Raw genomic sequence first — 24,647 nt, forward strand, 5'->3', positions numbered from 1 at the left:
CTAGTTTCCGCGCCTTGATTTCGAAGGGCCCCCAATGAAGGCGCGGCCCGCGTCGGGGAGTTTCCTAATGACTGCAGCCCAAGACGGCGGCCTGATGGCCCTGTTTATCAACATCGCCCCGATCCTGGCGATCTTCGTCCTGTTCTACTTCCTGATGATCCGTCCGCAACAAAAGCGGATGAAGGCCCATCAGGCCCTGATCGCCGGCGTGAAGCGCGGCGATGAAGTCGTCCTGTCCAACGGCATGGTCGGCAAGGTCACCCGCGTCGAGGACGCCGAGGCCATGGTCGAGATCTCGCAGGGCGTGAATGTCCGCGTGGTCAAGGCGATGATCGCCGAGGTGCGCAACCGCACCGCCATCGCCGCCAACGACAAGGGCTGATAGCCTCGCCTCGGCGCGGCGCGCGCCGGCCCTGAAGAGAACCGAGACATGATTCAGCTTTCACGCTGGAAGATCACCCTGGTCGCGCTATCGCTCGTCCTCGGGTTGTTCCTGGCCTATCCAAGCGTGCTGTCGCCGGCGCAGCGCGAGGCTCTGCCGAGCTGGCTGCCGAGCAACGGCCTGAACCTGGGCCTGGACCTGCAGGGGGGCTCATACCTCCTGCTGGAGGTCGATGTGCCCGAGATGCGCGAAAAGCGCGTCTCCAACCTGATGGAAGACGTTCGCGTTTCCCTGCGCGAAGACCAGGTCAATATCGTCGGCATGCAGCGCGAACCGGGCGGGGTCGTCGTCACCGTCGCCGAGGGCGCCGCCTATGACACGGCCTTCAACACCCTGCGGACCATGGCTCAACAGGGCATGGGCGCGACCGGTCAGCCCGACCGCGTGGCGACCAAGCTGGGCGGGGGCCGTATCCGTTACGCCTTCACCGAGGCCGCGCTGAACAGCATGGGCGCCACCGCAGTCGATCAGTCGATCGAAGTGGTGCGGCGTCGTCTGGACAGCTCGGGCACCAAGGAAATCGCCATCACACGTCAGGGCGCCGACCGCATCGTCGTCCAGGCGCCGGGTCAGAGCGATCCGGCCGAGCTGGAGCGTCTGGTTGGCCGCACGGCCCAGTTGACCTTCCAGATGGTGGACACCTCGCCTACGGGTCTGAACGACGCCATGGCTGGCCGCGTGCCGCCGGACGCAGAACTTCTGACAGACGATCAGGGCACGCCTTATCTGGTCAAGAAGCGCATCCTGGTGTCGGGTGAAAACCTGACCCGCGCGGGCGTCGGCTCGGATCAGAACCAGCGTCCCGCCATCGACTTCCAGTTCGACGGCCAGGGCGCCCGCCGCTTCGCCGAAGCGACCGCCCAGAACCTGGGCAAGCCCTTCGCCATCATCCTGGACGGCAAGGTGATCTCGGCCCCGACCATCCAATCGGCCATCACTGGCGGCAGCGGCCAGATCACCGGCAGCTTCACGATCGCCTCGGCGTCGGAACTGGTGAACCTGCTGAACGGCGGCGCCCTTCCGGCCCCGCTGAACGTCGAGGAACGCCGCGTCGTCACCGCCGAACTGGGCGCCGACGCCGTGGCCGCAGGCGCCCTGTCGACCGCGCTGGGCTTCGTCGTCATCGTGGTCTTCATGATCCTGGCATACGGCTTCCTGTTCGGCGGAATCTCGGTGATCGGTCTAATCCTGAACGGGATCCTGATCGTCGCGGCCATGTCGCTGACCCAGGCGACGCTGACCCTGCCGGGAATCGCCGGTCTGATCCTGACCTTCGCCGTGGCGGTCGACGCCAACGTGCTGATCTATGAGCGGATGCGTGACGAGGCGCGTCAGGGGCGGTCGGTCGTGGCCTCGATGGATGCAGGCTTCAGCCGCGCCATGGGCACCATCATCGACGCCAACCTGACCACTCTTGTGGCGGCCATCATCATGTTCATGTTCGGCGCAGGCCCCGTTCGGGGCTTTGCCTGGACCCTGACCATCGGCGTCTTCACCTCCGTCTTCTCTTCGGTGCTGACGGCCCAAGTCCTGCTCGGCTACTGGCTCAAGATCGCCAAGCCGAAGAAACTGCCGATCGCGGAGTAATGACGATGAACGGTTGGCCTCTTATCAAACTGCTGCCGCACAAGACGAACTTCCATTTCGTCAAATACGCCAAGGGTTTCGCCATCCTGTCGGCGATCCTGACAGTGGCGGCGATCATCGGCTGCTTTTATCCGGGTCTGAATCTGGGCATCGACTTCCGGGGCGGCGCCTCGATGGAAGTCGCCAAGCCCGCCGGTCAGGTGCTGGAACTGGACAAGCTGCGCGGCGCGGTCAGCGGACTGGATCTGGGCGACGTCCAGGTGCAGGGCATCGCGCGTCGTGACACCAATGTGGACGACGGCTCGACCGCCATCGTGCGCTTCCAGGTGCCCTCGGACCAGGACCAGTCTGCTGTCGTCGAGAAGGTGGAAACCGCCATCAGCGACGCTGTCGGCCAGGTCGGCTATTCCGGCGTCAGCGTGGTCGGCTCCAAGGTCTCGGGCGAACTGCTGACCAACGGCGTCCTGGCCCTCGTCGTGGCAGTGGTGCTGATGTTCCTCTACATCGCCTTCCGCTTCCCGTGGCAGTTCGGCATCGGCGCCGTGGCGGGGTTGCTGCACGACGTGGCCCTGACCTTCGGCCTGATCGTCGCCTTGCGCATGGAGTTCAGCCTGAACCTGGTCGCGGCCCTGCTGACGGTCATCGGCTATTCGATGAACGACACCGTCGTCGTCTTCGACCGCCTGCGCGAAAATCTGCGGAAGTATAAGGTCATGCCGCTGCGTGAAGTCATCGACCTGTCGATCAACGAGACCCTGTCGCGGACCATCATCACCGGCGTGACGACCGTGATCGTTCTGATCGTCCTGGCCGTTTTCGGTGGCGAGGCCCTGCGCGGTTTCTCCATCACCCTGGCCTTCGGCGTGATCATCGGCACCTTCTCGTCCATCTATGTGGGCGCGCCGATCATCCTGCTGTGGGGCGTGGACCGCAGCGGCGGCGGCAAGGCCGACGCCACGCCGGTGAAGCTGGGCATGGCCAGCAGGCCCTAATCAGCGTCGACGGCTCCAGATCACGGCCCGTCTTCCGCAGGGAAGGCGGGCCGTGTGCATTCCGGACTTGATGCCGCCGCCTCAATGGCCGAAGGGCGGTCGCCATGACTGTTGATCTTGACGCCCAGGTTCGCGCCGCCGACCTCGACCGCTGGCTGACCAGCCGCTTCGTGGCGGACGAACAGGCGCGCGCCGACCTGATCGCCTTGTACGCCTTCGAGGCGGAGCTGATGGCCATTCCCACGCGCGTGACCCAGCCGCTGTTGGCCGAGATGCGCTACGCCTGGTGGTCCGAACAGATGGACGGCGTCTTCTCCGACACGCCGCGTCTGGGCCATCCCGTGCTGGAGGCGCTGACGGCGGCGGTTGCGCGTCACGGTCTGGAGCGCGCTGCGTTCGACGCCCTGATCGAGGCCCACATCGGCCGGGTGCACGGCGAGCCGCACGATCTGGAGGCCTTCTACGTCGGGCCGATGCAGGCGGCGGTGCGGATTCTGGCAGGGGAGGGGCATGAAGCTGCGGCCGCCGCCGCTGGTCGCGTGCGCGCACTGGCCCAGACCGGACAGGTCGATCAGGCGAGTGCGGCCCGTCCCGAAGCCAATAAAGCCCTGCGAACTCTGCCTGCCGCCGCTTTCCCGGCCGTGGCTTCCGCCGCCCTGATCAAGCCGGACGTACCAGAGCCCTTCAAGCGACTGCGCCTGTTCTGGGCGGTGCTGAGGGGCCGGATCTGAACGGCGCTTTAGGCGTGCCCATATATTAGTTATTGCTAATTTAGAATCATGGCATATATCCGTGCCATGATTGATCTTGAACGTGTCGGATTGGAGCGGTTTCAGGCCAGCGCGGGCGACGCCTCGCGACTGCTGAAGGCCCTGTCCAATGAGCACCGCCTGATGATCCTGTGCCAGATCGGCGACGGCGAACGCCAGGTCGCCGACCTTCAGGTCGGCCTGTCGCAATCGGCCCTTTCCCAACATCTGGCGCGGCTTCGCAAGGACGGTCTGGTCAGCGCGCGCAAGAGCGGCGCCGCCGTCTTCTATCGGATCGCCGACCCTGTCGCCCTGAAGGTGATCGCCGTCCTGGCCGAGATTTTCTGCCCGCCTGAGGCGCATTGAGCGTCGCGGCTTCCTGAAAGATTTTCTGATGAACCCGCTGGTTTCCCTTTCCCCCGCCGATGTCGCCGCTCGCCTGAAGGCGGGCGCGGCCGTGCTGATCGACGTGCGCGAGCCTGATGAACATGCGCGCGAACACATCGCGGGCGCCGTGACGGCGCCCCTGTCCGCTTTTGAAAGCGCTGATCTCAACCTCAAGCCCGGCAAAGACGTCATCTTCATGTGCCGCAGCGGCAACCGCACGGCCGGCAACTGCGATAGACTGGCCGCCCGCATCGATGGGCCGTCCCACGTTCTGGCGGGCGGTCTGGACGCCTGGAAGAAGGCGGGCCTGCCGGTCGCGGCCGACCGCAAACAGCCGCTGGAGTTGATGCGTCAGGTGCAGATGGCGGCGGGCGGACTGATCCTGCTGGGCGTGGCGCTGGGCGTCATGGTCCATCCCGGCTTCTGGGGCGTCAGCGCCTTTGTCGGGGCGGGCCTGTTCGTGGCCGGCGCGACCGGCTTCTGCGGCATGGCGCGGCTGCTGGCGGTCATGCCCTGGAACCGTCGGATGAAGCGGGCCTAGAGCGAAATCGGTTTAGTTGGACACAAGTCCAACTAAACTCAGATGTTCGCTCCAGATATTTCTGGACCATTGTTCTGGGTTCAGTCGATTCCGACTGAACCGAAAATGGTTTAAGCCTCGACCGTTGCGATCAGGCGGGCGAGCAGGGCGCCCAGCACGGCTTGCTCCTCGCGCGACAGGTCGGCCAGCATGGCCTGACTTTCCGCCATGTGCAGCGGCATCATGGCCTCGATCAGATCGAAGCCCTTGGGCGTCAGCTTGACCAGTGAGGCGCGGCGGTCGTTGGGGTGCGGCGTGCGCTCGATCAGGCCGGACTTCTGCAACCGGTCCAGCCGCGCCGTCATGCCGCCGGACGACATCATCGTCGCCTCATAAAGCGCGGTGGGCGTTAGCCCCTCGGACGAGGGCGCACGGCGCAGCGTCGCCAGAACATCGAACTCGCCATGCTGCAGACCATAGCGCGCATACAGCGGCGCCTGCCGCTCGCGCGTGACCAGAATCGACGCCTCATGCAGACGGCCCAGCGTCTCCATCGCCAGCAGGTCGAGGTCGGGGCGCGCAACGGCCCATTGGGCGGCGGCGCGGGCGGCGCGATCGGTCATTGTCTTGACATCAAGATACTCGATGCAGAGATACTATCGTCTCTCGCAGCCGGAGTCACCTCGGATGGATCAGTCGAACGCCTCGCCGCCGTCGCGCGGCGCGGGCCTGTTGTTGATCGCGGCCATCTTCGCCCTGGCCCTGAACCTGCGTCCGGCGATGGCGGCGGTCGGGCCGCTGCTCGACCTGATCGAGGCGACGACGGGCATGGATTCGACCACGGCCAGCCTGCTGACGACCCTGCCGGTGGCGATGATCGGCGTCGGAGCCCTGTCGATCCGGCCGTTGCGGCGCCGTCTTGGCGAGCGGATGGGCATTCTGTTGGGCGCCGTTCTCATCGCTCTGGCCTGTCTGGCCCGCTGGCCGTTCAGCAGCACCGGCGGCCTGATTCTTAGCGCCGTGGTGGTCGGCGTCGGCGTAGCCCTCATTCAGGCCCTGGCGCCCGTCGTCATCAAGCGCGCATTTCCGGCGCGGTTCGGCACGGTGATGGGCGTCTATACGACCGGCATCATGGGCGGCGCGGCCGTGGCGGCGGCGACGGCGGCGGGCTTCGCCGAGGCGTTCGGCTGGGCCGTGGCGCTGGCGCTCTGGTCGGTTCCGGCCCTTGTGGCGGCCGTTGTCTGGATCATGGCTTCGCGCACCCCGGCCGCCGAAGAGCCGAACCGCCTCGCCGTAGCCGAAGGGACCGACCCCGAGCACCCGTTCTGGAAACAGCCCCGCGCCTGGGCGCTGGTCCCTATTCTGGGGCTGGGCACCTCGGCCTACACGCTCGTGCTGGCCTGGCTGCCGCCCTACTATGTCGACATGGGGCAGGCGAGGGCGACGGCGGGCTTCCTGCTTAGCGGCATGACGGGCGCCGAGGTGCTGGCGGGCGTGCTGGTGTCGCTGTTCATCGCGCGATTTCCCGACCGGCGCGGGCCGATGCTGCTGGCCGTGGCCCTGGCCCTGATCGGTCTGGCCGGACTGGTGCTGACGCCGGTCAGTCTGGCGATCCCGGTCATGCTGCTGCTGGGTCTGGGGATCGGCGCCGTCTTTCCCCTGACCCTGATCCTGGCGATGGACCAGATCGACGACCCGGTGCGCTCCGGCGACCTGCTCGCCTTCGTTCAGGGCGGCGGCTACATCATCGCCAGCCTGTCGCCGCTGGCGGCCGGGCTGCTGCGCGACCGCCTGTCGGATCTCAGTCACGCGTGGATGTTGATGGGGCTAGGCCTTCTGGTCATGGCCGCGATGACCCTGACCTTCCGCCCCGGCGGCGCCAAGCTGAGTTAGACGGCCGCGTCGCGCCAGGCTTTCAGCGCCTCGATGGCGCGGAGGCTCTGCAGGCGCTTCTTGGCGCGACCGCGCTCCTTGGGATGGATGCGATTGCCGTCCTCATCGACCTTGGGCGCCTCCAGCGGCGGCAGCAGGCCGTAGTTGATGTTCATCGGCTGGAACTTCGAGCCTTCCATGTGCCCGCCGGTGATATGTTCGACCAGGGCGCCCATCGCCGTTTCCGGCGGCGGCGTCGCCAGATCGCGGCCCAGCGCCTGCGCCGCCGCCAGACGGCCCGTCAGCAGACCCATCGACGCGCTCTCGACGTAGCCCTCGACCCCCGTCACCTGACCGGCGAAGCGCAGGCGCGGCAGGGCCTTCAGCCGCATCTGCTTGTCTAGCAACTTGGGACTGTTCAGGAAGGTGTTGCGGTGCAGACCGCCCAGACGCGCGAACTGGGCGTTCTCAAGCCCGGGAATCATGCGGAAGACGTCGGTCTGGGCGCCGTATTTCAGCTTGGTCTGGAAGCCGACCATGTTGAACAGGGTCCCCAGCGCATTGTCCTGACGCAGTTGCACGATGGCGTAGGGCTTGACCGTCGGGTTGTGCTGGTTGGTCAGGCCGACCGGCTTCATCGGACCGTGGCGCAGGGTCTCGCGGCCGCGCTCGGCCATGACTTCGATCGGCAGGCAGCCGTCGAAATAGGGCACGTCCTCCCATTCTTTGAAGTCAGCCTTGGGGCCGTCCAGCAGGGCGTCGATGAAGGCCTCGTACTGGGCCTTGTCCATCGGACAGTTCACATAGGCCGCCTTGTCGCCGCTGGGGCCTTCCTTGTCATAGCGCGACTGGCGCCAGGCCACGTCGAAATCGATGCTGTCGGTGTGAATGATAGGGGCGATGGCGTCGAAGAAGCTGAGGCTCTCCTCGCCCGTTGCCTTTAGGATCGCCTCAGCCAAGGCGGGCGAGGTTAGCGGCCCGGTGGCGACGATCACATTGTCCCAGCCTTCCGGCGGAATGCCCGCGATCTCTTCGCGCACGATGGTCACCAGCGGGTGCGCTTCCAGCTTGGCCGTCACCGCGTCCGAAAAGGCGACGCGATCAACCGCCAGAGCGCCGCCCGCCGGCACCTGATTGGCGTCGCCGCAGGCCATGATCAGGCTGTCCAGCGCCCGCATCTCGGCATGCAGCAGGCCAACAGCGTTGAACTCCCAGTCGTCCGAGCGGAAGGAGTTTGAGCAGACCAGTTCGGCCAGACCCGTGGTGTGGTGGGCGTCGGTGCGCACCTCTTCCGGCTCGTTCCGGCGCATTTCGTGCAGGATGACGGGCACGCCCGCCTGGGCGATCTGCCAGGTCGCTTCGGAACCGGCGAGACCTCCGCCAATGACATGCACAGGAGCGGGGGCGGGGCGGGGAGCGGGAGACGCGTTCGACATGGCGGCCTTCTAGCCGCGCGACGCGGTCCTGTCATGCGGCGCCTGTCGTGGTCGGTGCTGTCGCACGGGCGGCGGCTGCGTTAAGCTGATCGGGAATCGAGGAGCCAGCATGAGTTTCAACGCCACCGAATCCGCCTTCGAGGGCTTCCGTCTGGCCCGGCGGGCGCCGCTCGCCATCCTGGCCTGGGCGGGCGCCTATGTCGCCTTCTTCGTGGTGTTCTTCGCTGTAGCGGGTGGAAACCTCATCAACATCATCAGCCTGGCCGAACAGGTCGAGCAGAACCCGTCGCCGTCGATGAGCGACCTGTCCACGCTGGGTCAGGCCTACGGCGCCATGATGGGGCTGGCCTTGCCTCTGTCTCTGTTGTTCAGCGCCGTGCTCGCTACGGCGGTCGCGCGCTCGGTCATCCGGCCGCAGGACAAGCGTTTCGGCTATCTGCGTCTCGGCCGGGATGAACTGCGCGTCCTTGGGGCCACCCTGTTGGTCGCGGTGCTGATGTTTTTCGTCACCATGGGCGGCGCCTTGATCGTCGGTCTTTTCGCGGGTCTCGCTGCCGGTACAGGTGCGTCCTGGCTGGTTCTCCCGGCTGTGCTGGGCGGTCTGGCGCTTGTGGCGGTCGCCATCTGGCTGGCCGTGCGCCTCAGCCTGGTCGTGCCGATGACCTTCGCCGAGGAGAAGATCGCCATCAAGGAAAGCTGGGCCATGACCAAGGGCCGTTTCTGGCCTCTGTTGGGCATGGCGATCCTGGCTGGGGTCATGTCTATTCTGGTGGGGCTTCTGGGCTCCATCATCATCGCCCCGCTGAATATGATCTTCGGCGGCCTGAACAGTCTGATCGGAGCCGAGACGACCAATGTCGTCGCGCTTCTGGCGCGGTTCTGGCCGGCCCTGCTGATCTGGGGCGTGGTCAACGCCCTGCTGTCGGCGGCGCAGGCGGCCATCATCTACGCCCCGTTCTCGTCGGCCTATCTGGGTCTCAAGGGCGCGCCGCGCGTCTGATTCAGCGGCATTGCCGAAATAAAACGCCGCGCTCCGGCAAGGGGCGCGGCGTTTCTCGTCGGGCTCAGGCGCTCTTGCGGGCCCTGGTGCGTTTGGCGGGCGCAGGCTCAGCTGTCATGGCGGCGACGCGGCCCTTGCGACGCTTCTCGTGCCGGTCCAGCACTTCCCTCAGATAGCGGCCGGTCCAGCTCGCGGGGTTCTCGGCGACCTGTTCCGGCGTGCCGACGGCGACGATCTCGCCCCCGCCGTCGCCGCCCTCGGGACCAAAGTCCAGCAGGTGGTCGGCGACCTTGATGACGTCGAGATTGTGCTCGATCACCACGATGGTGTTGCCGTTCTCGACAAGCTCCTGCAGCACCTCCAGCAGCTTGCGCGTATCCTCGAAGTGCAGCCCGGTCGTCGGCTCGTCGAGGATATAGAGCGTCTTGCCCGTCGCCCGCTTGGACAGTTCCTTCGACAGCTTGACCCGCTGGGCTTCGCCGCCGGACAGAGTGGTGGCGGGCTGGCCGACCTTGACGTAGCCCAGACCCACGCGCTCCAGCGTCAGCATCTTGTCGCGGATCGACGGCACGGCGGTGAAGAAGCGCGCAGCCTCTTCAACCGTCATATCCAGAACATCCGATATGCTCTTGCCTTTGAAGACGATTTCCAGCGTCTCGCGGTTGTAACGCTTGCCCTTGCAGACGTCGCAGGTGACGTAGACGTCGGGCAGGAAGTGCATCTCGATCTTGATGACGCCGTCGCCCTGACAGGCCTCGCAGCGGCCGCCCTTGACGTTGAAGCTGAAGCGGCCGGGACCATAGCCGCGCGCCTTGGCCTCGGGGAGGCCCGCATACCAGTCGCGGATCGGGCCGAAGGCGCCGGTGTAGGTCGCCGGGTTCGAGCGCGGGGTGCGGCCGATCGGCGACTGGTCGATGTCGATGACCTTGTCGAAATGCTCCAGCCCCTCGATGCGATCGAAGGGAGCGGGGGCGTCGGACGCATTGTTCAGGCGCCGCGCGGCCGCCTTGTAGAGCGTCTCGATGGTGAAGGTCGACTTGCCGCCGCCCGAGACGCCGGTAATGCAGGTGAAGACGCCGACCGGGATCTCGCCCGTGACGTTCTTCAGGTTGTTGCCGGTGGCGCCCGAAACCTTGAGCATCCGCTTGCGGTCGATCGGACGGCGACCTTCGGGCGGCAGCTCGATCTCGCGCGCGCCGGTCAGATATTGACCGGTCAGGGAGTTGGGGTTGGCCATGACCTCAGCGGGGGTGCCCTCGGCGCAGACCGTGCCGCCGTGGACGCCGGCGGCCGGCCCCATGTCGATGACGTAGTCGGCCGTCAGGATGGCCTCCTCATCGTGCTCGACCACCAGCACCGAGTTGCCGAGATCACGCAGCCCCTTCAGGCTGTCCAGCAGGCGGGTGTTGTCCCGCTGGTGCAGGCCAATGGACGGTTCGTCCAGAACATAGAGGACGCCGGTCAGGCCCGATCCGATCTGCGACGCCAGGCGGATGCGCTGGCTCTCGCCGCCCGACAGGGTGCCGGATGAGCGCGACAGATTCAGATAGTCCAGCCCGACATTGTTCAGAAAGCGCAGCCGGTCGGTAATTTCCTTGAGGATGCGCCGGGCGATCTCGATCTGCTTTTCGGTCAGGGCGTCTTCCAGCGTCGAAAACCACAGGAAGGCCTTCGAGATCGACAGGTTGGAGATGTCGGCGATGTCCTCGCCGCCGACCTTGACCGCCAGAGCCTCAGGCTTCAGGCGCTTGCCGCCGCAGACCTCGCACGGCGTTTCGGACTGATAGCGGCCCAGTTCCTCGCGCACCCAGGCGCTGTCGGTCTCGCGCCAGCGTCGTTCAAGGTTCGGCAGCACGCCCTCGAACGGCTTGGAGACCTCGTATTTGCGGGCGTTGTCGTCATAGACGAACTTGATCTTGTCCCCACCCGAGCCGCGCAGAATGACGGCCTGCGCCTTCTCCGGCAGGTCGCGCCAAGCCTTGTCCATCGAGAAGCCGTAGTGCAGGGCCAGCGATTGCAGCGTCTGCGTATAGAGCGGCGAGGGACCCCGCGCCCACGGCGCCACTGCCCCCTTGTGCAGGGTCTTGTCGCGGTCAGGGATCACCAAGTCGGCGTCGAAGGCCAGCTTGACCCCCAGGCCGTCACAGGCCGGGCAGGCGCCGAAGGGGTTGTTGAACGAGAACAGCCTCGGCTCGATCTCGCTGATGGTGAAACCCGAGACAGGGCAGGCGAACTTCTCGGAAAAAACGATCCGACGCGGCTCTTCGCCTTCGGGCGAATTCGCCCATTCCGCCGTGGCGATGCCGTCGGCCAGACCCAGGGCTGTCTGGATGCTGTCGGCGTAGCGGCCCTCAAGACCTTCTTTGGTTACAATGCGGTCCACGACGATATCGATGTCGTGCTTGAACTTCTTGTCGAGCGCGGGCGCGTCCTCGATGGCGTAGAACTCGCCGTCGATCTTCAGCCGCTGGAAGCCCTGACGCTGCCACTCGGCCATTTCCCTCTTGTACTCGCCCTTGCGGCCGCGAACGACCGGCGCCAACAGCAGGATGCGCTCGCCGTCGGGCAGGGCGGTCAGCTTGTCGACCATCTGGCTGATGGTCTGGCTCTCGATCGGCAGGCCGGTGGCCGGCGAATAGGGAATGCCCACGCGCGCCCAGAGCAGACGCATGTAGTCGTGGATTTCGGTGACGGTGCCGACCGTCGAGCGCGGGTTCTTCGACGTGGTCTTCTGTTCGATGGAGATGGCCGGGGACAGGCCCTCGATCAGGTCCACGTCCGGCTTGCCCATCAGCTCCAGGAACTGGCGCGCATAGGCCGACAGGCTCTCGACATAGCGACGCTGGCCCTCGGCATAGATGGTGTCGAACGCCAGCGAGGATTTGCCCGACCCCGACAGGCCGGTCATGACCACCAGCTGCTCGCGCGGAATGTCGAGATCGACGCCCTTAAGGTTATGCTCGCGGGCGCCGCGAACGCGAATGAAGTTATGCTTTTCGGTCATGGAATCCGGGAACGCGGAAGACCCCGGAACGGTCCGGGGCGACGACGCTATATGGGGATCAATTCGCCGAAAACAGCAAGAACAATATGAGAACTTCTAGTCTGCTGCGGGCGCCCACGACGTTTCCGGTCGCCGATAGCGTTCGCCGGGGCCGACCATCACGCCGTTGGCGTCGGCGACGCCCAGTTCCAGACTTTCGGCTATGCGGCGGGCGCGGACGATGAAGTGTTCGGCGGCGACGGGCGGGCACAGTTCATGCGCGGTCGCCTCGAACAGTTTCAGCCATTGGTCGAAGTGGCGGGCGTCGATCGGCAGGGGCAGGTGTTTGGGCATTGGCCGCCCCTGATAGACGCCGGTCGACAGGGCGACAGACGACCAGAACAGCTTCATCTGCGCCAGGTGCGGGCCCCAGTCGTCAATGCGCTCGGCGAAGATGGGGCCGATGAAGTCATCCTCGCGCACCCTGGCGTAGAAGCCTTCGACCAGAGCGTCGATCATGGCCTCGTCGATACCGGTCTCGGCGCGAATGCGGGCCACGGCGGCGTCGCGGCGGGCGGCGGCCTCGGCCCGGTTCGGCGCGGGACGGTCGATGCGGAAGGCGAGGGTGCGCTCGGGCGTGTCCATGCCGAGCAACATAGGAACCGAGGCCTGCAAAGGCCATGATGCGGATTGCCCAAGGCGGCGTCTCGCATCAGCACATGAAAGCGGAGCCGCAGTTTTAGGGTTGCGTTATGAAACGTCCGTCCCCATCCTTCACTCAGCCAACGCATCAGTGAGGAGGCACGACGATCATGATCAGCACCCTGGAAATCGGTTTCGCCCTTTCCATGCCGCTGCTCGCGCTCGCCTATGTCCTTACTCAACCCAAGCCCAAACCGGTCCGCATCCGCACTCGTGACGCTCAACGGCGTCGCGGCCCGCACGCCTGACGGCAGAGGCCTCTTCGACAATCTGACGCTCGCCTTCGGGCGCGAACGCACGGCCGTCGTGGGTCGTAACGGCGTGGGCAAGACCACGCTGCTGCGCCTGATCGCCGGTCTGGCTGAGCCCGCCGAGGGCGCGATCACGCGCGTCGGAACCATCGGCTGGCTGGCGCAGGCCCCGACCCCTGCCGACGGCGAGACCGTCGCCGATACGCTGGGCGTCAGAGAGCCTCTGGCGATTCTGCATCGCGTACTGGCGGGCGATGGCTCGCTGGACGACATGGCCGAGGCGGACTGGACGCTGGAAGAGCGGATGCAGATGGCTCTGGCCGAGGTCGGTCTGGCTGACCTGGCGCTGGACCGGCGCACGGCGGACCTGAGCGGCGGAGAGCAGACGCGCCTGCGGCTGGCGGGGCTGAAACTGGCGGCGCCGGACCTCCTGGTGCTTGACGAGCCGACCAATCATCTGGACGCCGAGGCTCGCGCCATGATCGCCGATGTCGTGGCCGACTGGCCGGGCGGGGTTGTGCTGGTCAGTCACGACCGCGCCCTGTTGCGCCGCGTGGATCGCATCGTGGAACTGTCCAGTCTGGGCGCGCGGGTGCATGGCGGCGGCTGGGATCTCTATGTCGAGCGCCGCGACGCCGAACTGTCCGCCGCTGAACGAGACCTGGAACAGGCCGAGCGCGCCGTCGGCCGGGTGCAACGCGAAACCCAGATGGCGCAGGAGCGTCAGGCCCGGCGCGATCGTGCAGGCAAGGCGGCGCGCGCCAACAGCTCCGATCCCAAGATCCTGCTCGACGCCCAGGCCCAACGCGCCGAGGAATCCGGCGCCCGCGGCCAGCGGCTGGCCGAACGCAAGCTTCAGGCGGTCGAGGCTGACCTGGCTCAGGCGCGTGAGCGCGTCGAGCGGGTGCGACAACTGGCGCTGGCCATGCCCGCGACAGGTCTGCCTGCAGGCCGGCTGGTGCTGAATCTGAATGAGGCGGTTGTATCGACCGAGGACGACCGTCGCCTGCTCGGACCGATCTCACTGCGTCTGACGGGGCCTGAGCGCCTCGCCGTCGTCGGCCCCAATGGCGCAGGCAAGACGACCCTGTTGAAGCTGATCGCGGGGCTGATTCAGCCATCAGCAGGGGCGATTGAACGGCCAGTGCGCGCCGCCCTGCTGGACCAGCAGGCGGCGATGCTGAGGCCTGATGAAACGCTCGTCGAAGGCTGGCTGCGGCTGAACCCGCAAGGGACGCCCAATGCGGCGCGGGCGGCGCTGGCGCGTTTTCTGTTCCGCAATGTACAGGCGGATCGGCGCGTCGGCGAACTGTCAGGCGGAGAGCGGCTGCCCGCGGCTCTGGCCTGCGTCCTGACGGGCGCCCAGCCGCCGCAACTGCTGGTGCTGGACGAGCCCACCAACCATCTGGACATAGAGTCCGTCGAGGCGATGGAGGCGGCGCTGTCGGCCTATGACGGCGCTCTGGTGGTGGTCAGCCACGACGCGGACTTCGTTCAGAGCCTGCGCGTTGACCGGACCATCGTGCTGAAGTCAGGTCAGCTCCAGCCTTCGACCACGCCCTGACGGCGTCCGCGGATCGAGGGAGCATTCAGGATGGTGCGCGGCTCGGCCTCGGCGCGGCCGAACAGCCAGCCCTGACCGTGGGTGACGCCCAGATCGCGCAGGGCGTCGGCCACCTGATCCGTCTCGATCATCTCGGCGATGGTCTCCAGATCCAGCGAGCCGCACAGCTCGACCAGATGGGCGACGAGGGTGCGGGTGCGGGCGTCGATGTCGATATCGCGCACTAGGCCCCCGTCAATCTTCACCGCATCGACCGACAGGCCGCGCAGATAATCGAAGGAGGCCGACCCGGCGCCGAAGTCGTCGATGCAGACCTTGATCCCCGCCTTGCGCAGGGCGCCCAGACGGCGGTCGGCGGCGGCCAGATCGGCCAGTGCGGCGGTTTCCGTCACCTCGACCATGAGGCGCCGACGATCCTCGGGCGCCGAGGCGGTCATCTTCATCAGGGCGGCGACATAGGCGTCGCTCGCCAGTGAGGCGCCCGACACATTGACGGCGATCTTCAACAGGCCCCCGCCCGGTTCGCGCAGCCGTCGGACGGCCTTTTCCGCCACGACCAGATCGAAGCCGTCGATCAGGGCCAGTTCCTCGGCCATGCGGATGGCGGCGGCGGGCCCCGATCCCTTGCCGAACCGCGCCAGGGCCTCGAAATGGTGCACGGCCCGCGTCTTCAGGTCGACGATCGGCTGATAGTAGAGGGCGAACTCCCGGTCGCGCACGATGCTGCGGAAGCGGTCAGCATCCTTCAGCGTCCGTTGCAGGGAATCGGCGAAGGACAGTTCCGGCTGATCCAGGCCGCCTTCCTTCAGACAACCCTCAATGGCGAAACGCATGGCCCGCAGGGCCGAGGCGGCGTCTTCGCCCAGATTGGCCTGGCTGGCGACGGCGGACAGGACCAGACCTTCGGCCTGCCCGGCCATACGCATCTCATCGGCCAGGTCGCGTTGATCGTCAGCCTTGCGGATCAGGGCGTAGCGATCCGGGGTCAGCCGACCCGCGCTGGTGCCGTCGTGCGAGGCGGCGCTGAGGGTGGCCCCTATGCGGTTATGGACACGTTCCAGCGTGGTCGCATCGACGCCCTGCAGGCCGTTCACATCAATGAAGGCCAGGGCCAGCCGCTGCAGGGCGCCTGCGTCGCCGCCCGACAGGCTGGCGCGAGCATGGTTCAGAAACCCTTCGGCGTCCGGCGGCGCAGCCCCGATCTGAACAGGCTCCACGCCGACCGCGAAAGGCTCGCCCTCATAGGACAGGGCGCACGACCGCGCCGGGGCGATGTCGGGCAAGGCGAAGGCGCGCAGGGTCGCCCGACGCATCCGGCCGTCGCCGCAATCCACCAGAACCTCAGTCGCAGGGCTGCGCTGTCCGGGGTTCAAACCATCCAGCAGGGCTTGCAGCGCGGCGGCGCTATTGATGGACAGGCGCTCGCTGAATGGCTGCCCGACCCATGCGGCCGTCTGCTGTCCCGCCACTGGGCCGGACCCCAGCGCAAAGCGCACCACCCCCTGCTGATCCACTTCGATCAGGGCGTCGGCGGCGGCGAAGGCCAGCCCGAGCAGGCGAGGGGTCAGGGTCATGCCGAAGCCATAGGACGCGGGCTGTTAAGGAAAGGCGACGTACGAGCGTCAGGCCGTGCGGTTCAGGGCCACCGCGCGGCCGTCGCCCTGCATGGCCTGGCCCGAGGCGCCATAGCCGACGCCCTGCGCGCGGGCGCCCGCCACCTCGGCGGCGATGGTGCGCACCAGTCCCTCAGAAATCTGACGGGCCGCCTCCACGGTCACGGCGTGTTCGGCCAGGACCGTTTCAAAGGCCTCGGTTGCCTCGATCAGGGCGTGCCGGTCAGCCTCAGGCGCGGCGGCGATGGCGGCCGGATTGGCTTTCACCTGCGCCGACTCGCGCCGATAGAGGTTAGCCATCTCCTGAGTCTGGGCCATGCCTTCGTTCAGGTCCTGGGCGCGGTGGGCGCGTAAGGCGTCCATTTCCAGCGACAGTCGATCCGTCAGGTCGCGGGTCAGACGCGTCAGATGCTGTACGCGCAGGGCGGCGGTCTCGACATCGGCGGTCATGCGCCTTGCTCCTGCATCTTGATCATCTGGGCCAGAACGCTGTCGGCCAGGCCGACGCCGCCGGCCTTGACGGTCTGCTGCGCCATCGCGTCCACCAGAAAGCCGCGCCATGCGGCCTCGCCGGCGCCGCCGCCGAAGGGCGCTTCGGTGCTCAGCCCCTCGAACATCGGCTTCATCATCTGCGACAGGAAGCTAGCCTCGAAGGCTTCGGCGGTGCGTCGCAGGGATTCAAGGTTTTTCGGTTGGCCAGGAAGGGCCGAGGCGGGATCGCGCAAAAGGTCTGGAGAGGCGGCGAGGGGGCTCATCAGATCACCTCGATTTCGGCCTGGAGGGCGCCGGCGGCCTTGATGGCCTGTAGGATGCTGATCATGTCGCGCGGGCTGACGCCCAGCGCATTCAGGCCGTTGACCAGGGTCGACAGCGAGGTGGAACCGCCCACCAGCCGCATTTCACGACCTGAATCTTCGCTGATGCTGACATCCGACTGCGGCACCACCACGGTCTGGCCGCCCCGGCTGAACGGCTCGGGCTGGCTGACCATCGGCGTTTCCTGCACCGACACGGTCAGATTCCCCTGCGCCACGGCGACGGTGGAGATACGCACGGCCTCGCCCATGACGATGACGCCGTTGACCTCGTCGATGATGACCCTGGCCGGGGAATCGATCTGGACTGGCAGATTCTCGACCCGGCTCAGAAAGCCCGCCATGCCGAAGTTCTGGGGCGCCCGAATGGCGACGACCGTGCCGTTCTCGGCGAAGGCGGTCTGGGGGTAGGTCTGGTTGATGGCGGCGGCGATGCGCTGGGCCGTGGTGAAATCCGGGTTGCGCAGGGTCAGCCGCACCGAGGGCATGGACGCCAGGTCAAAGCCGGTCTCGCGCTCGACCACCCCGCCCGAGGCGATGCGGCCCGCCGTGGGCACGCCGCGCGTGATCGACGACCCGGACGAACCCGAGGCCGAAACCGCGCCGGTCTGCACCGCCCCCTGCGACACTGCGTAGACCTCGCCGTCGGCGCCTTGCAGGGCCGTGACCAGCAGGGTGCCGCCCAACAGGCTCTTGGCGTCGCCCATCGCCGAGACGCTGACGTCCAGTCGCGAGCCCGGCGTGGCGAAGGGCGGCAGTTCGGCCGTAACCATGACGGCCGCCACATTCTTGGTGTTCAGGTTGGCGCCCCGGATGTTGACGCCCTGGCGCTCCATCATCCCCTCCAGCGACTGGCGGGTGAAGGGCGAGTTGCGGACGCTGTCGCCGGTGCCGTTCAGCCCGACCACCAGTCCATAGCCGACCAGCTGGTTAGACCGGACGCCCTCGATCGAGACGATGTCCTTGATGCGCGACTGGGCCTCCGCCTCGCCGGGCGCAACGGTGAGGGCGACGGCCGCAACGGCCGGGGCGATAAGGGCGGTAAGCAACTTCTGCATGCGACGGACGTCCCTGCGTGAGCGTTCGCCATTAACCATGCGAGGATCGTGCCGCTTGAAAACATGAGTAATTACAATGATTGTCGGCTTTCTCTCCGGCGCCTGCGGGCAGGATTTGCCTAGCCGTTAACCAAGAGTTCAGCCCCTGCCGTCAAGGTGGAGGCGTAGAAGGAGACGTCTTGCATGAAGGTCACCGGACCCTTGGGCGCCGCTTCAACGCCGACCGCCCGACCTGCGGCGCGCGCCGCAGGCGGTTTCGCCCTGCCGAGCACGGGCGGCGCGGCCGCCTCAGCACAGGCCGGCGCGACATCTTCCGCCTCGGGCGTGGCGGGCGCCGCAGCCCTGATGGCCCTGCAGGGCGTTGAGGATCCGATCGAGCGTCGGCGCCGCGCCATCCGTCGCGGTTCTGGCCTGCTGGACCGTCTGGACGAACTGAAGCTGGCCCTGCTGGGCGGTCAGGACGGCGGGGCGGCTCTGAGCCGTCTGGCCCGCGATATCCGTGAGCAGCGTGACGAAGAGGCCGAACCCGGCCTGACCGCCGTGCTGGACCAGATCGACCTGCGCGCCTCGGTGGAGCTGGCGAAAGCGGAAATGAGCCGCATTCGCGCCTAAAGGCGACGAAACTTCAGTCTACTATCCGGCAAAGAGCGCTCTGTGAGGATAATTCGCCACACTTCCCCAGCGTCAATGCAGCTTAGCCATATCACGGACTCGCGAACGCCATTGCCGCGACTCTTGCCCTTGCCTATACGGCCCATGCGCCGCAGGGGGGCGCGATAGAGAAACGAGTGTGAGTGCGATGACCGCATTGGCCTCTGTAGTGTCTGGGGACACGGCCGTTTATCGGCCGACGGACGACGAACCGTTCATGAACGAGCGGCAGGTCGCCTATTTCAAGAACAAGCTCCTGGCCTGGAAGGACGATATCCTTCGCGAATCGAAGGGTACGGTCACCAATCTGAAAGCCGAGACCGAAAACCACCCCGACCTGGTGGACCGGGCCTCGTCGGAATCGGATCGCGCGCTGGAACTTCGGACCCGTGACCGTCAGCGCAAGCTGATTTCCAAGATCGACGAGGCTCTGCGCCGGATCGAAGACGGCTCCTACGGCTATTGCGAAGACACCGGCGAACCGATCGGCCTGGGTCGCCTTGAGGCCCGCCCGACGGCCACCCTGTCGGTCGAGGCTCAGGAACGGCACGAGCGCCGCGAGCGCGTCCACCGCGACGACTGACGTCTTTACGGGCGGTTCGGCTTGACTTGAGCGGACGGCGGCGCGACCAAGCCGCCTTCCTATCGAGGTCGTTGATCCCCCATGTCCGTCAAGGTTCGTTTCGCTCCGTCTCCCACGGGTAAGCTGCACGTCGGCAATGTCCGCACGGCTCTGGTGAACTGGCTGTTCGCCCAGAACGCCAAGATTGGGGGGCAGGGCGGCTTCTTCGTGCTGCGCATCGACGACACCGACCTGGTTCGTTCGACCCAGGAGTCGGAAGATAATATCGAGATCGACCTGAAGTGGCTCGGCCTGACCTGGGACGAACGCTATAATCAGTCCAAGCGGTTCGACCGTTATGAAGAGGCCGCCGCCAGGCTGAAGGCCGCGGGCCGCCTCTACCCCTGCTATGAAACGGCCGATGAACTGGACCGCCGCCGCAAGGTGCAGCTGTCGCGCGGCCAGCCGCCGATCTATGATCGCGCATCCCTGTCGCTGACCGATGCTGAGAAGGCCGCCTTTGAGGCCGAGGGACGCCGTCCGCACTGGCGCTTCAAGCTGGAAGGCAAGCGCGTCGCCTGGGAGGACCTGGCGCGCGGCCACGCCGAGGTGGACACCGCCTCCATGTCCGACCCGGTGCTGATCCGCGAGGACGGCCTGTTCCTCTATACGCTGCCGTCGGTCGTCGACGACATCGACATGGAGATCACCCACATCATCCGGGGCGAGGACCACGTCACCAACACCGGCGCCCAGATCGAGATCTTCGAGGCGCTGGGGGCCAAGGTTCCCGGCTTCGCCCACATGCCGCTGCTGGTCGGCGCCGACGGCTCGGCCCTGTCAAAGCGTTTGGGTTCGCTGGCCATCATGGACATGCGCGCCGACGGCTATGAGCCGATCGCCATCACCAGCCACCTGGGCAAGATCGGCACCTCCGACAATCTGGAAGTCGCCACCTCGCTGGAAGACCTCGGCGCCGCCTTCGCCTTCTCCAAGATGGGCCGCTCGCCCGCGCGCTACGACACGGCCGATCTGGACCGTCTGAACGCCCAGGCGGTTCACGCCATCGACTACGCCGAGGCCAAGCCGCGCCTGGAGGCTCTGGGCGTCGATCTGGGCGAGATCTTCTGGAACACGGTGAAGGGCAACCTCAACAGGTTCGGCGATGTCGTCGATATGGCGAAGATCGTCACGGGGCCGATCACGCCGGTGATCGAAGACGCCGCCTTCGCCGCCGCCGCTCTTGAACTACTGCCGGACACCATCGACGCCGACGCCTGGTCGGCCTGGACCTCGGCGGTGAAGGACAAGACCGGCGCCAAGGGCAAGGGCCTGTTCATGCCGCTGCGTCTGGCCCTGACCGGGCAGGCGCATGGGCCCGACATGGCCGCCATGATCCCGCTGATCGGCCGAGACCGCTTGGTTCAACGGCTCAAGGGCGAGGCCGCCTGAGGCTTCGCCTCACGGAAACAAGAAAGGCCGCCTTCGTCGTGAAGGCGGCCCTTTTCGTTCAGGATTGAAGCTGGATCAGCCCGCGTTGCAGGCGGCGATCTCGTCTTCGTTCAGGCTCTGGCCCTTGTAGGTGAAGCTGGTCACCGGGCCGAGCTTGGCGACTGCGCGGCGGCAGGCGCGCGTCGCCGGCTGGCTGGCGCCGCCCGTGGCGGTGCAGGCGTCGCCTTCACAACGCCAGGTCGCGCCGTCGACAATGACGCGGCCCGAAGGCGCGCTGGCGGCGTCGGCCAGGGTGGCGCTGGTAACCGGCGCCTGAGCGAAGGCGGGAGCGGCCGCGAACAGGACGGCGGCGGCGAGAAGAGCACGCATGGACAGTCTCCGATAAGGGTAGGGCGCACGCCCAGCAACGCCATAGACCGTTGTTCAAGAAAACTGTCAATCCAGCTTCTCGCCCGATGGACCGGCGTTACTGACGCACGTTTACTTACCGGCGATCATGTTGCAAGTGGGGCGTGTCCTGCGCTGATTTCATGGCCTCGATCGCGCCCTCTACCGAATCCACGCTGACATAGGCGTCGAGGAAGCTGCGCGGCGTCATGCCCTTTTCGACCGTGTGTTCGATCAGGGTGAAGAAGCCGTCCCAAAAGCCGTCCAGATTCAGGAAGATGACCGGTTTGGCGTGCAGGTCCAGCCGCTTCCACGATAGCAGCTCCACCACTTCCTCCAGCGTGCCGACGCCGCCGGGCGCGACGACGAAGACGTCGGACTCGTCATACATCAGCTGTTTGCGCTCATGCATGGAGGTGACGACGATCGTCTCCACATCGTCGAACAGGCGCTCGCGGCTGCGCAGGAAGGCGGGCATGATGCCCACGACGCGACCACCTGCCGCATGGGCGGCGCGGGCCGAGGCGCCCATCAGCCCCACGCCGCCGCCGCCATAAACGAAGCGCCAGCCCGCCTCGGCCGTCGCCTTGCCGAAGGCCGCAGCGGCCTCAACGTATTTGGGGTCCGTACCGTCGGACGAGCCGCAGAACAGGCAGACGGAGCGACCCTCGAAGGGGGCGATGTTGACGGGGGGCAGGGACATGGAGTGTCTGACGACCTTTACGGTTTAAGCTCCAGCACGAACCGGCTGGCCCGGATGAGGCTGCAACCTATAGTGATGCGGGGCGGGATGGAACGAGCGAAGGACGACAGGATGAGGGCGAGAGCTATGGCGGCGTGGCGACGAGGCGGACAGAAGCTGACTCTGGCGGCGTTTCTTAGCCTGACTGTCGCCGGTTGCGGCTCTCCGCCTCAGCCCCCTGAAGAGCCCAAACAGGCGGATCAGGAAAACTGGGCCGCCGCGCCGCACATCGACAAGGTGACTTTGCAAGGCTCGAGGCAAGGCTCCGGCGTGGTGGTCAGCGGTCAGGCGCCCCCGGGCGCGCGCGTCATTCTCAGCAACGCCCTGGGCGAGGCGATGGCTGCGGGCGCAGATTCGCACGGGCGCTTTGAACTGCCGGTCGGCAGGGAAGCGCTCGGCCATGTCCTGACGCCGGAAATCCAGATCGGTCAGACGCCGACGCCTGGGCCGGAACGGCTTTTTCTGGCCGGAGACGGCGCCATCGTAGCGGCCTTGCTGATTGACGGCGGCCCCAGCCGTCGACTGACGGACGGTCCTGCTCTGGACGCCGTGGACGGCGATGGTCGCGCCTTGCTGGCATCCGGCCGCGCCAAGCCCGGCCAGCGCATCGAGGTGAAGAGCGAAGGCGAAACAGCCGTCGCCGTGGCGGACGAAACGGGCTTATGGACCACGCCCCTGTCTCGAGTCAGCGATCGGGCGGTGCAGATCGAGGTCGCGGGCGAGCGTTACGCCTATCCCGGACCGGGCCCCGCGACGGGACGGGCGGAACGCGCAGGACAGGGATGGAGGGTCACGCGCGCCCTGTCGGACGCCGCGCGCCAGACCAGCTGGTTCCCCGATATTCCTGGCTCCACGGCATCGCCCGAAACGTCGTTAACGCCACATTAACCAAACCGGTTGATCTACGGATTGTCTTCTTTTTCGGAGGACACCCACCATCACCGAATGACTTCAAGCCCGGCGCCTGGCGTCGGGCTCTCTTTTTGACGTCATGAGGCCGAGTAATCGACCAACAGCCGCGCCAGCAGCCGAGCGACGACCTGGCGTCCGGCGTCGTCGTCCTGTCCCAGCATATCGCGCAGAGGATCGCCGATCAGGGCGTCGCCGAATGCGCTCAGGGCGATGAAGAGGACGGCCGAGCCGATAATATCATCCGCCTGTCCGCCGCTTGCCCCGATCTTTTCCTTGATGGCCGCGACCAGGTTCTGCACCGCCGCCCGCACAGGTTCGAGATGAGACAGATCCCCCGACATGGCGATCCAGGCGGCGAGGCGTCCGGCGCCGCCGGTCGAGAAGGCGGCGAATACGGCGTTGACCACCTCAAGCGGCGCGCCGTCATCGGTTCTCAACCGGATGATCGCCGCATCCAGGGCATCGCTCAGATCAGCGGTCATCGAGGCCATCAACGCCGATTGCAGCCCGGCCGCAGATCCGAAATGGTGGATCAGATTAGCATGGGTGACGCCGATCTCGCCTGCGACAGAAGTCAAGGTAACGGCGTTCGGCCCGCGAGCCAGCAACAGATCGCGCGCCGAGGCCAGGGCCTCGCGACGTGCTTCTTCGGGCGAACGGCGACGGCGCCTAGGCTTGTCTGCGACGGAAGGGGGCATCGGTGAAAATATGGTTTATGCGATGTTTTGTCTTACGGGCCGCCTGATCAGACTGCAAGGTTCGCGAATCGCCGCTCCGGCCCGGCTTTAGTCCCTCCGCGCGGGTTGCGGTGCGCCTTCTGGGCGGCCTAACTAAGGGCGGGACGAGTAAGAGGCGATGAACGGCATGAAGGCGCAGTGGATCGGACCGGGACTGGCGGCGGCGCTTGTGCTTCTGGGCGCCTGCGGGCGACAGGACGAACCGCAGGCCGACGCCGTGCGCGAACCGACTCCGCGCGTTCCGACCGCCCTGCCTGACGTCAAGGAAAGTCCGACTCTGGCGGCGATCCGCCAGCGCGGCCGCCTGAACTGCGGCGTGCACGAAGGCCTGGTGGGGTTCGCCTATACCGACAACCGGGGCGCCTGGCGGGGCTTCGATGTCGATTTCTGCCGGGCTACGGCGGCGGCCATCTTCGGCGACCCGGACGCGGTGCGCTTCGTGCCGCTGACGACGGAACAGCGATTTGAGGCTGTCCGCGCCGGTCGCGTGGACGTGTTGTGGCGCAACACCTCCTGGACCATGAGCCGTGACACGGCAGCGGGCCTCAGCTTCGCCGGTGTCAACTACTACGACGGGCAGGGCTTCATGGTCCGCCGCTCGCTCAACCTGACCAGCGCGGCCGAGTTGAACGGTGCGCGTATCTGCGTCCAGTCCGGCTCAACGACCGAGTTGAACGTCGAAGACTATTTCCGTCGTCGGGGTATCGAATACCGTCCGGTCGTCGTCGCCACCGAAGGGGAGGCGCGTCAGGCCTATGCGCGCGAGGCGTGCGACGCCTTCACCGCCGACATCTCGGCCCTGGCCGCCGCCCGCACGACCCTGCCCAATCCGCAGCAGCACATGATCCTGCCCGACGTGATCTCCAAGGAGCCGCTGGGTCCGGTCGTGCGCAATGGCGACGATCGGTGGCTGGCGGTGATCCGCTGGACGCTGAACGCTCTGATCCTGGCCGAGGAACTGGGCGTAACCCGCGACAATGCGGCTGATCTGGCCAAGAATTCTGCAGACCCCAGGGTCCGACGCCTGCTTGGCGTAGAAGGTGATTTCGGGCCCAGCGTCGATCTGCCGCGCACATGGGCGCTGGATGCGATCACAGTGAGCGGAAATTACGGCGAGATATTCAATCGAAACCTGGGCGAACAGTCATCGCTTGATCTCGATCGGGGACTGAATGCTCAATGGTCCTCTCGACCTAGCGGGTTGATCTACGGCCTTCCTGTCCGCTAGTCCAA

General features: G+C 66.5%; 26 protein-coding genes. 15 read left to right on the forward strand and 11 right to left on the reverse strand.

Going from position 1 to position 24,647, the window contains the following annotated elements:
* Positions 1–67 precede the first annotated feature (67 nt).
* The 6 genes from yajC to H556_RS0101470 all read left to right on the forward strand — a co-directional run bounded on the left by yajC (position 68) and on the right by H556_RS0101470 (position 4,698).
* Positions 68–382, forward strand: a complete 315-nt coding sequence (yajC, locus tag H556_RS0101445) for a preprotein translocase subunit YajC (RefSeq protein WP_029673113.1) — start codon at positions 68–70, stop codon at positions 380–382.
* 48 nt (positions 383–430) lie between these two features.
* The gene (gene secD, locus H556_RS0101450) at positions 431–2,029 is read left to right on the forward strand and encodes a protein translocase subunit SecD (protein WP_024352750.1); all 1,599 of its coding nucleotides are present in this window, start codon (positions 431–433) and stop codon (positions 2,027–2,029) included.
* Positions 2,029–3,021: a protein translocase subunit SecF gene (gene secF / locus H556_RS0101455; RefSeq protein WP_024352751.1), complete on the forward strand. Its 993-nt coding sequence runs from the start codon at positions 2,029–2,031 to the stop codon at positions 3,019–3,021. The genes secD and secF overlap by 1 nt, the downstream gene beginning before the upstream one ends.
* Before the next feature lie 104 nt (positions 3,022–3,125).
* Positions 3,126–3,752 (forward strand): squalene/phytoene synthase family protein, encoded by a 627-nt coding sequence (locus H556_RS0101460; RefSeq protein ID WP_024352752.1) that lies wholly within the window; start codon positions 3,126–3,128, stop codon positions 3,750–3,752.
* A gap of 66 nt (positions 3,753–3,818) precedes the next feature.
* Entirely contained in the window at positions 3,819–4,136 is a 318-nt protein-coding gene (locus H556_RS0101465; protein WP_024352753.1) for an ArsR/SmtB family transcription factor, read from the forward strand.
* Between the two features lie 28 nt (positions 4,137–4,164).
* Positions 4,165–4,698 carry a rhodanese family protein gene (locus H556_RS0101470; protein ID WP_024352754.1) on the forward strand — a complete coding sequence of 178 codons (534 nt, stop codon included), beginning with the start codon at positions 4,165–4,167 and terminating at the stop codon, positions 4,696–4,698.
* 110 nt (positions 4,699–4,808) lie between these two features.
* Here the strand turns inward: H556_RS0101470 and H556_RS0101475 are convergent, their stop codons facing one another.
* Positions 4,809–5,300, reverse strand: coding sequence for a MarR family winged helix-turn-helix transcriptional regulator (locus H556_RS0101475; protein ID WP_024352755.1), 492 nt, complete (start codon positions 5,298–5,300; stop codon positions 4,809–4,811).
* Between the two features lie 64 nt (positions 5,301–5,364).
* Between H556_RS0101475 and H556_RS0101480 the strand changes: the two genes are divergently transcribed.
* Positions 5,365–6,570, forward strand: coding sequence for an MFS transporter (locus H556_RS0101480; protein WP_024352756.1), 1,206 nt, complete (start codon positions 5,365–5,367; stop codon positions 6,568–6,570).
* Here the strand turns inward: H556_RS0101480 and trmFO are convergent.
* Positions 6,567–7,985, reverse strand: a complete 1,419-nt coding sequence (trmFO, locus tag H556_RS0101485) for a methylenetetrahydrofolate--tRNA-(uracil(54)-C(5))-methyltransferase (FADH(2)-oxidizing) TrmFO (protein WP_024352757.1) — start codon at positions 7,983–7,985, stop codon at positions 6,567–6,569. The genes H556_RS0101480 and trmFO overlap by 4 nt on opposite strands.
* A 109-nt stretch (positions 7,986–8,094) precedes the next feature.
* On the opposite strand from trmFO, the gene H556_RS0101490 reads away from it, so the two are divergent.
* Positions 8,095–8,985 carry a glycerophosphoryl diester phosphodiesterase membrane domain-containing protein gene (locus tag H556_RS0101490; RefSeq protein ID WP_024352758.1) on the forward strand — a complete coding sequence of 297 codons (891 nt, stop codon included), beginning with the start codon at positions 8,095–8,097 and terminating at the stop codon, positions 8,983–8,985.
* A gap of 64 nt (positions 8,986–9,049) precedes the next feature.
* Here the strand turns inward: H556_RS0101490 and uvrA are convergent, their stop codons facing one another.
* Both uvrA and H556_RS0101500 read right to left on the reverse strand, forming a co-directional pair.
* Positions 9,050–11,989, reverse strand: a complete 2,940-nt coding sequence (gene uvrA / locus H556_RS0101495) for an excinuclease ABC subunit UvrA (RefSeq protein ID WP_024352759.1) — start codon at positions 11,987–11,989, stop codon at positions 9,050–9,052.
* Positions 11,990–12,085: 96 nt separating this feature from the next.
* On the reverse strand, positions 12,086–12,625 hold the full coding sequence (locus H556_RS0101500) for a group III truncated hemoglobin (protein WP_081650904.1): 540 nt from the start codon (positions 12,623–12,625) through the stop codon (positions 12,086–12,088).
* 155 nt (positions 12,626–12,780) lie between these two features.
* On the opposite strand from H556_RS0101500, the gene H556_RS16240 reads away from it, so the two are divergent.
* Entirely contained in the window at positions 12,781–12,918 is a 138-nt protein-coding gene (locus H556_RS16240) for a hypothetical protein (protein WP_155802393.1), read from the forward strand.
* Positions 12,884–14,485: an ABC-F family ATP-binding cassette domain-containing protein gene (locus tag H556_RS0101505; RefSeq protein WP_024352761.1), complete on the forward strand. Its 1,602-nt coding sequence runs from the start codon at positions 12,884–12,886 to the stop codon at positions 14,483–14,485. Before H556_RS16240 ends, H556_RS0101505 begins: the two co-directional genes overlap by 35 nt.
* On the opposite strand, the gene H556_RS0101510 is transcribed toward H556_RS0101505, so the two are convergent.
* The 4 genes from H556_RS0101510 to H556_RS0101525 are packed head-to-tail and all read right to left on the reverse strand — an operon-like array spanning position 14,458 to position 17,971.
* Positions 14,458–16,059: an EAL domain-containing protein gene (locus H556_RS0101510; protein ID WP_024352762.1), complete on the reverse strand. Its 1,602-nt coding sequence runs from the start codon at positions 16,057–16,059 to the stop codon at positions 14,458–14,460. The two genes, H556_RS0101505 and H556_RS0101510, sit on opposite strands and share 28 nt — an antisense overlap.
* Positions 16,060–16,107: 48 nt before the next feature.
* Positions 16,108–16,548: a hypothetical protein gene (locus H556_RS0101515; protein WP_024352763.1), complete on the reverse strand. Its 441-nt coding sequence runs from the start codon at positions 16,546–16,548 to the stop codon at positions 16,108–16,110.
* Positions 16,545–16,853, reverse strand: a complete 309-nt coding sequence (locus tag H556_RS0101520; RefSeq protein WP_024352764.1) for a rod-binding protein — start codon at positions 16,851–16,853, stop codon at positions 16,545–16,547. Before H556_RS0101520 ends, H556_RS0101515 begins: the two co-directional genes overlap by 4 nt.
* Complete coding sequence (locus H556_RS0101525; RefSeq protein WP_024352765.1) at positions 16,853–17,971, reverse strand: flagellar basal body P-ring protein FlgI; 1,119 nt, start codon at positions 17,969–17,971, stop codon at positions 16,853–16,855. The genes H556_RS0101520 and H556_RS0101525 overlap by 1 nt, the downstream gene beginning before the upstream one ends.
* Positions 17,972–18,154: 183 nt before the next feature.
* Here H556_RS0101525 and H556_RS0101530 point away from each other — a divergent pair, with 183 nt between their 5' ends.
* From H556_RS0101530 to gltX, 3 genes are all read left to right on the forward strand, one after another.
* Positions 18,155–18,583, forward strand: a complete 429-nt coding sequence (locus H556_RS0101530; protein ID WP_024352766.1) for a flagellar assembly protein FliX — start codon at positions 18,155–18,157, stop codon at positions 18,581–18,583.
* 187 nt (positions 18,584–18,770) lie between these two features.
* The gene (gene dksA, locus H556_RS0101535; protein WP_081650853.1) at positions 18,771–19,205 is read left to right on the forward strand and encodes an RNA polymerase-binding protein DksA; all 435 of its coding nucleotides are present in this window, start codon (positions 18,771–18,773) and stop codon (positions 19,203–19,205) included.
* An 81-nt stretch (positions 19,206–19,286) separates the two neighbouring features.
* Positions 19,287–20,636, forward strand: coding sequence for a glutamate--tRNA ligase (gene gltX, locus H556_RS0101540; RefSeq protein ID WP_024352768.1), 1,350 nt, complete (start codon positions 19,287–19,289; stop codon positions 20,634–20,636).
* 75 nt (positions 20,637–20,711) lie between these two features.
* Here the strand turns inward: gltX and H556_RS0101545 are convergent, their stop codons facing one another.
* The gene (locus H556_RS0101545; RefSeq protein WP_024352769.1) at positions 20,712–21,005 is read right to left on the reverse strand and encodes a DUF8200 family protein; all 294 of its coding nucleotides are present in this window, start codon (positions 21,003–21,005) and stop codon (positions 20,712–20,714) included.
* Positions 21,006–21,120: 115 nt separating this feature from the next.
* Complete coding sequence (locus H556_RS0101550; protein WP_024352770.1) at positions 21,121–21,726, reverse strand: LOG family protein; 606 nt, start codon at positions 21,724–21,726, stop codon at positions 21,121–21,123.
* 111 nt (positions 21,727–21,837) lie between these two features.
* On the opposite strand from H556_RS0101550, the gene H556_RS0101555 reads away from it, so the two are divergent.
* Positions 21,838–22,653 carry a hypothetical protein gene (locus tag H556_RS0101555; protein ID WP_245559391.1) on the forward strand — a complete coding sequence of 272 codons (816 nt, stop codon included), beginning with the start codon at positions 21,838–21,840 and terminating at the stop codon, positions 22,651–22,653.
* 101 nt (positions 22,654–22,754) lie between these two features.
* On the opposite strand, the gene H556_RS0101560 is transcribed toward H556_RS0101555, so the two are convergent.
* Positions 22,755–23,375: a TetR/AcrR family transcriptional regulator gene (locus H556_RS0101560; protein WP_024352772.1), complete on the reverse strand. Its 621-nt coding sequence runs from the start codon at positions 23,373–23,375 to the stop codon at positions 22,755–22,757.
* Between the two features lie 157 nt (positions 23,376–23,532).
* Here H556_RS0101560 and H556_RS0101565 point away from each other — a divergent pair, with 157 nt between their 5' ends.
* Positions 23,533–24,642 carry an amino acid ABC transporter substrate-binding protein gene (locus tag H556_RS0101565; protein WP_024352773.1) on the forward strand — a complete coding sequence of 370 codons (1,110 nt, stop codon included), beginning with the start codon at positions 23,533–23,535 and terminating at the stop codon, positions 24,640–24,642.
* The last annotated feature ends 5 nt before the right edge of the window (positions 24,643–24,647 follow it).

The organism is Brevundimonas naejangsanensis DSM 23858 (genome assembly GCF_000421705.1).
Classification (GTDB): Bacteria; Pseudomonadota; Alphaproteobacteria; order Caulobacterales; family Caulobacteraceae; genus Brevundimonas; species Brevundimonas naejangsanensis.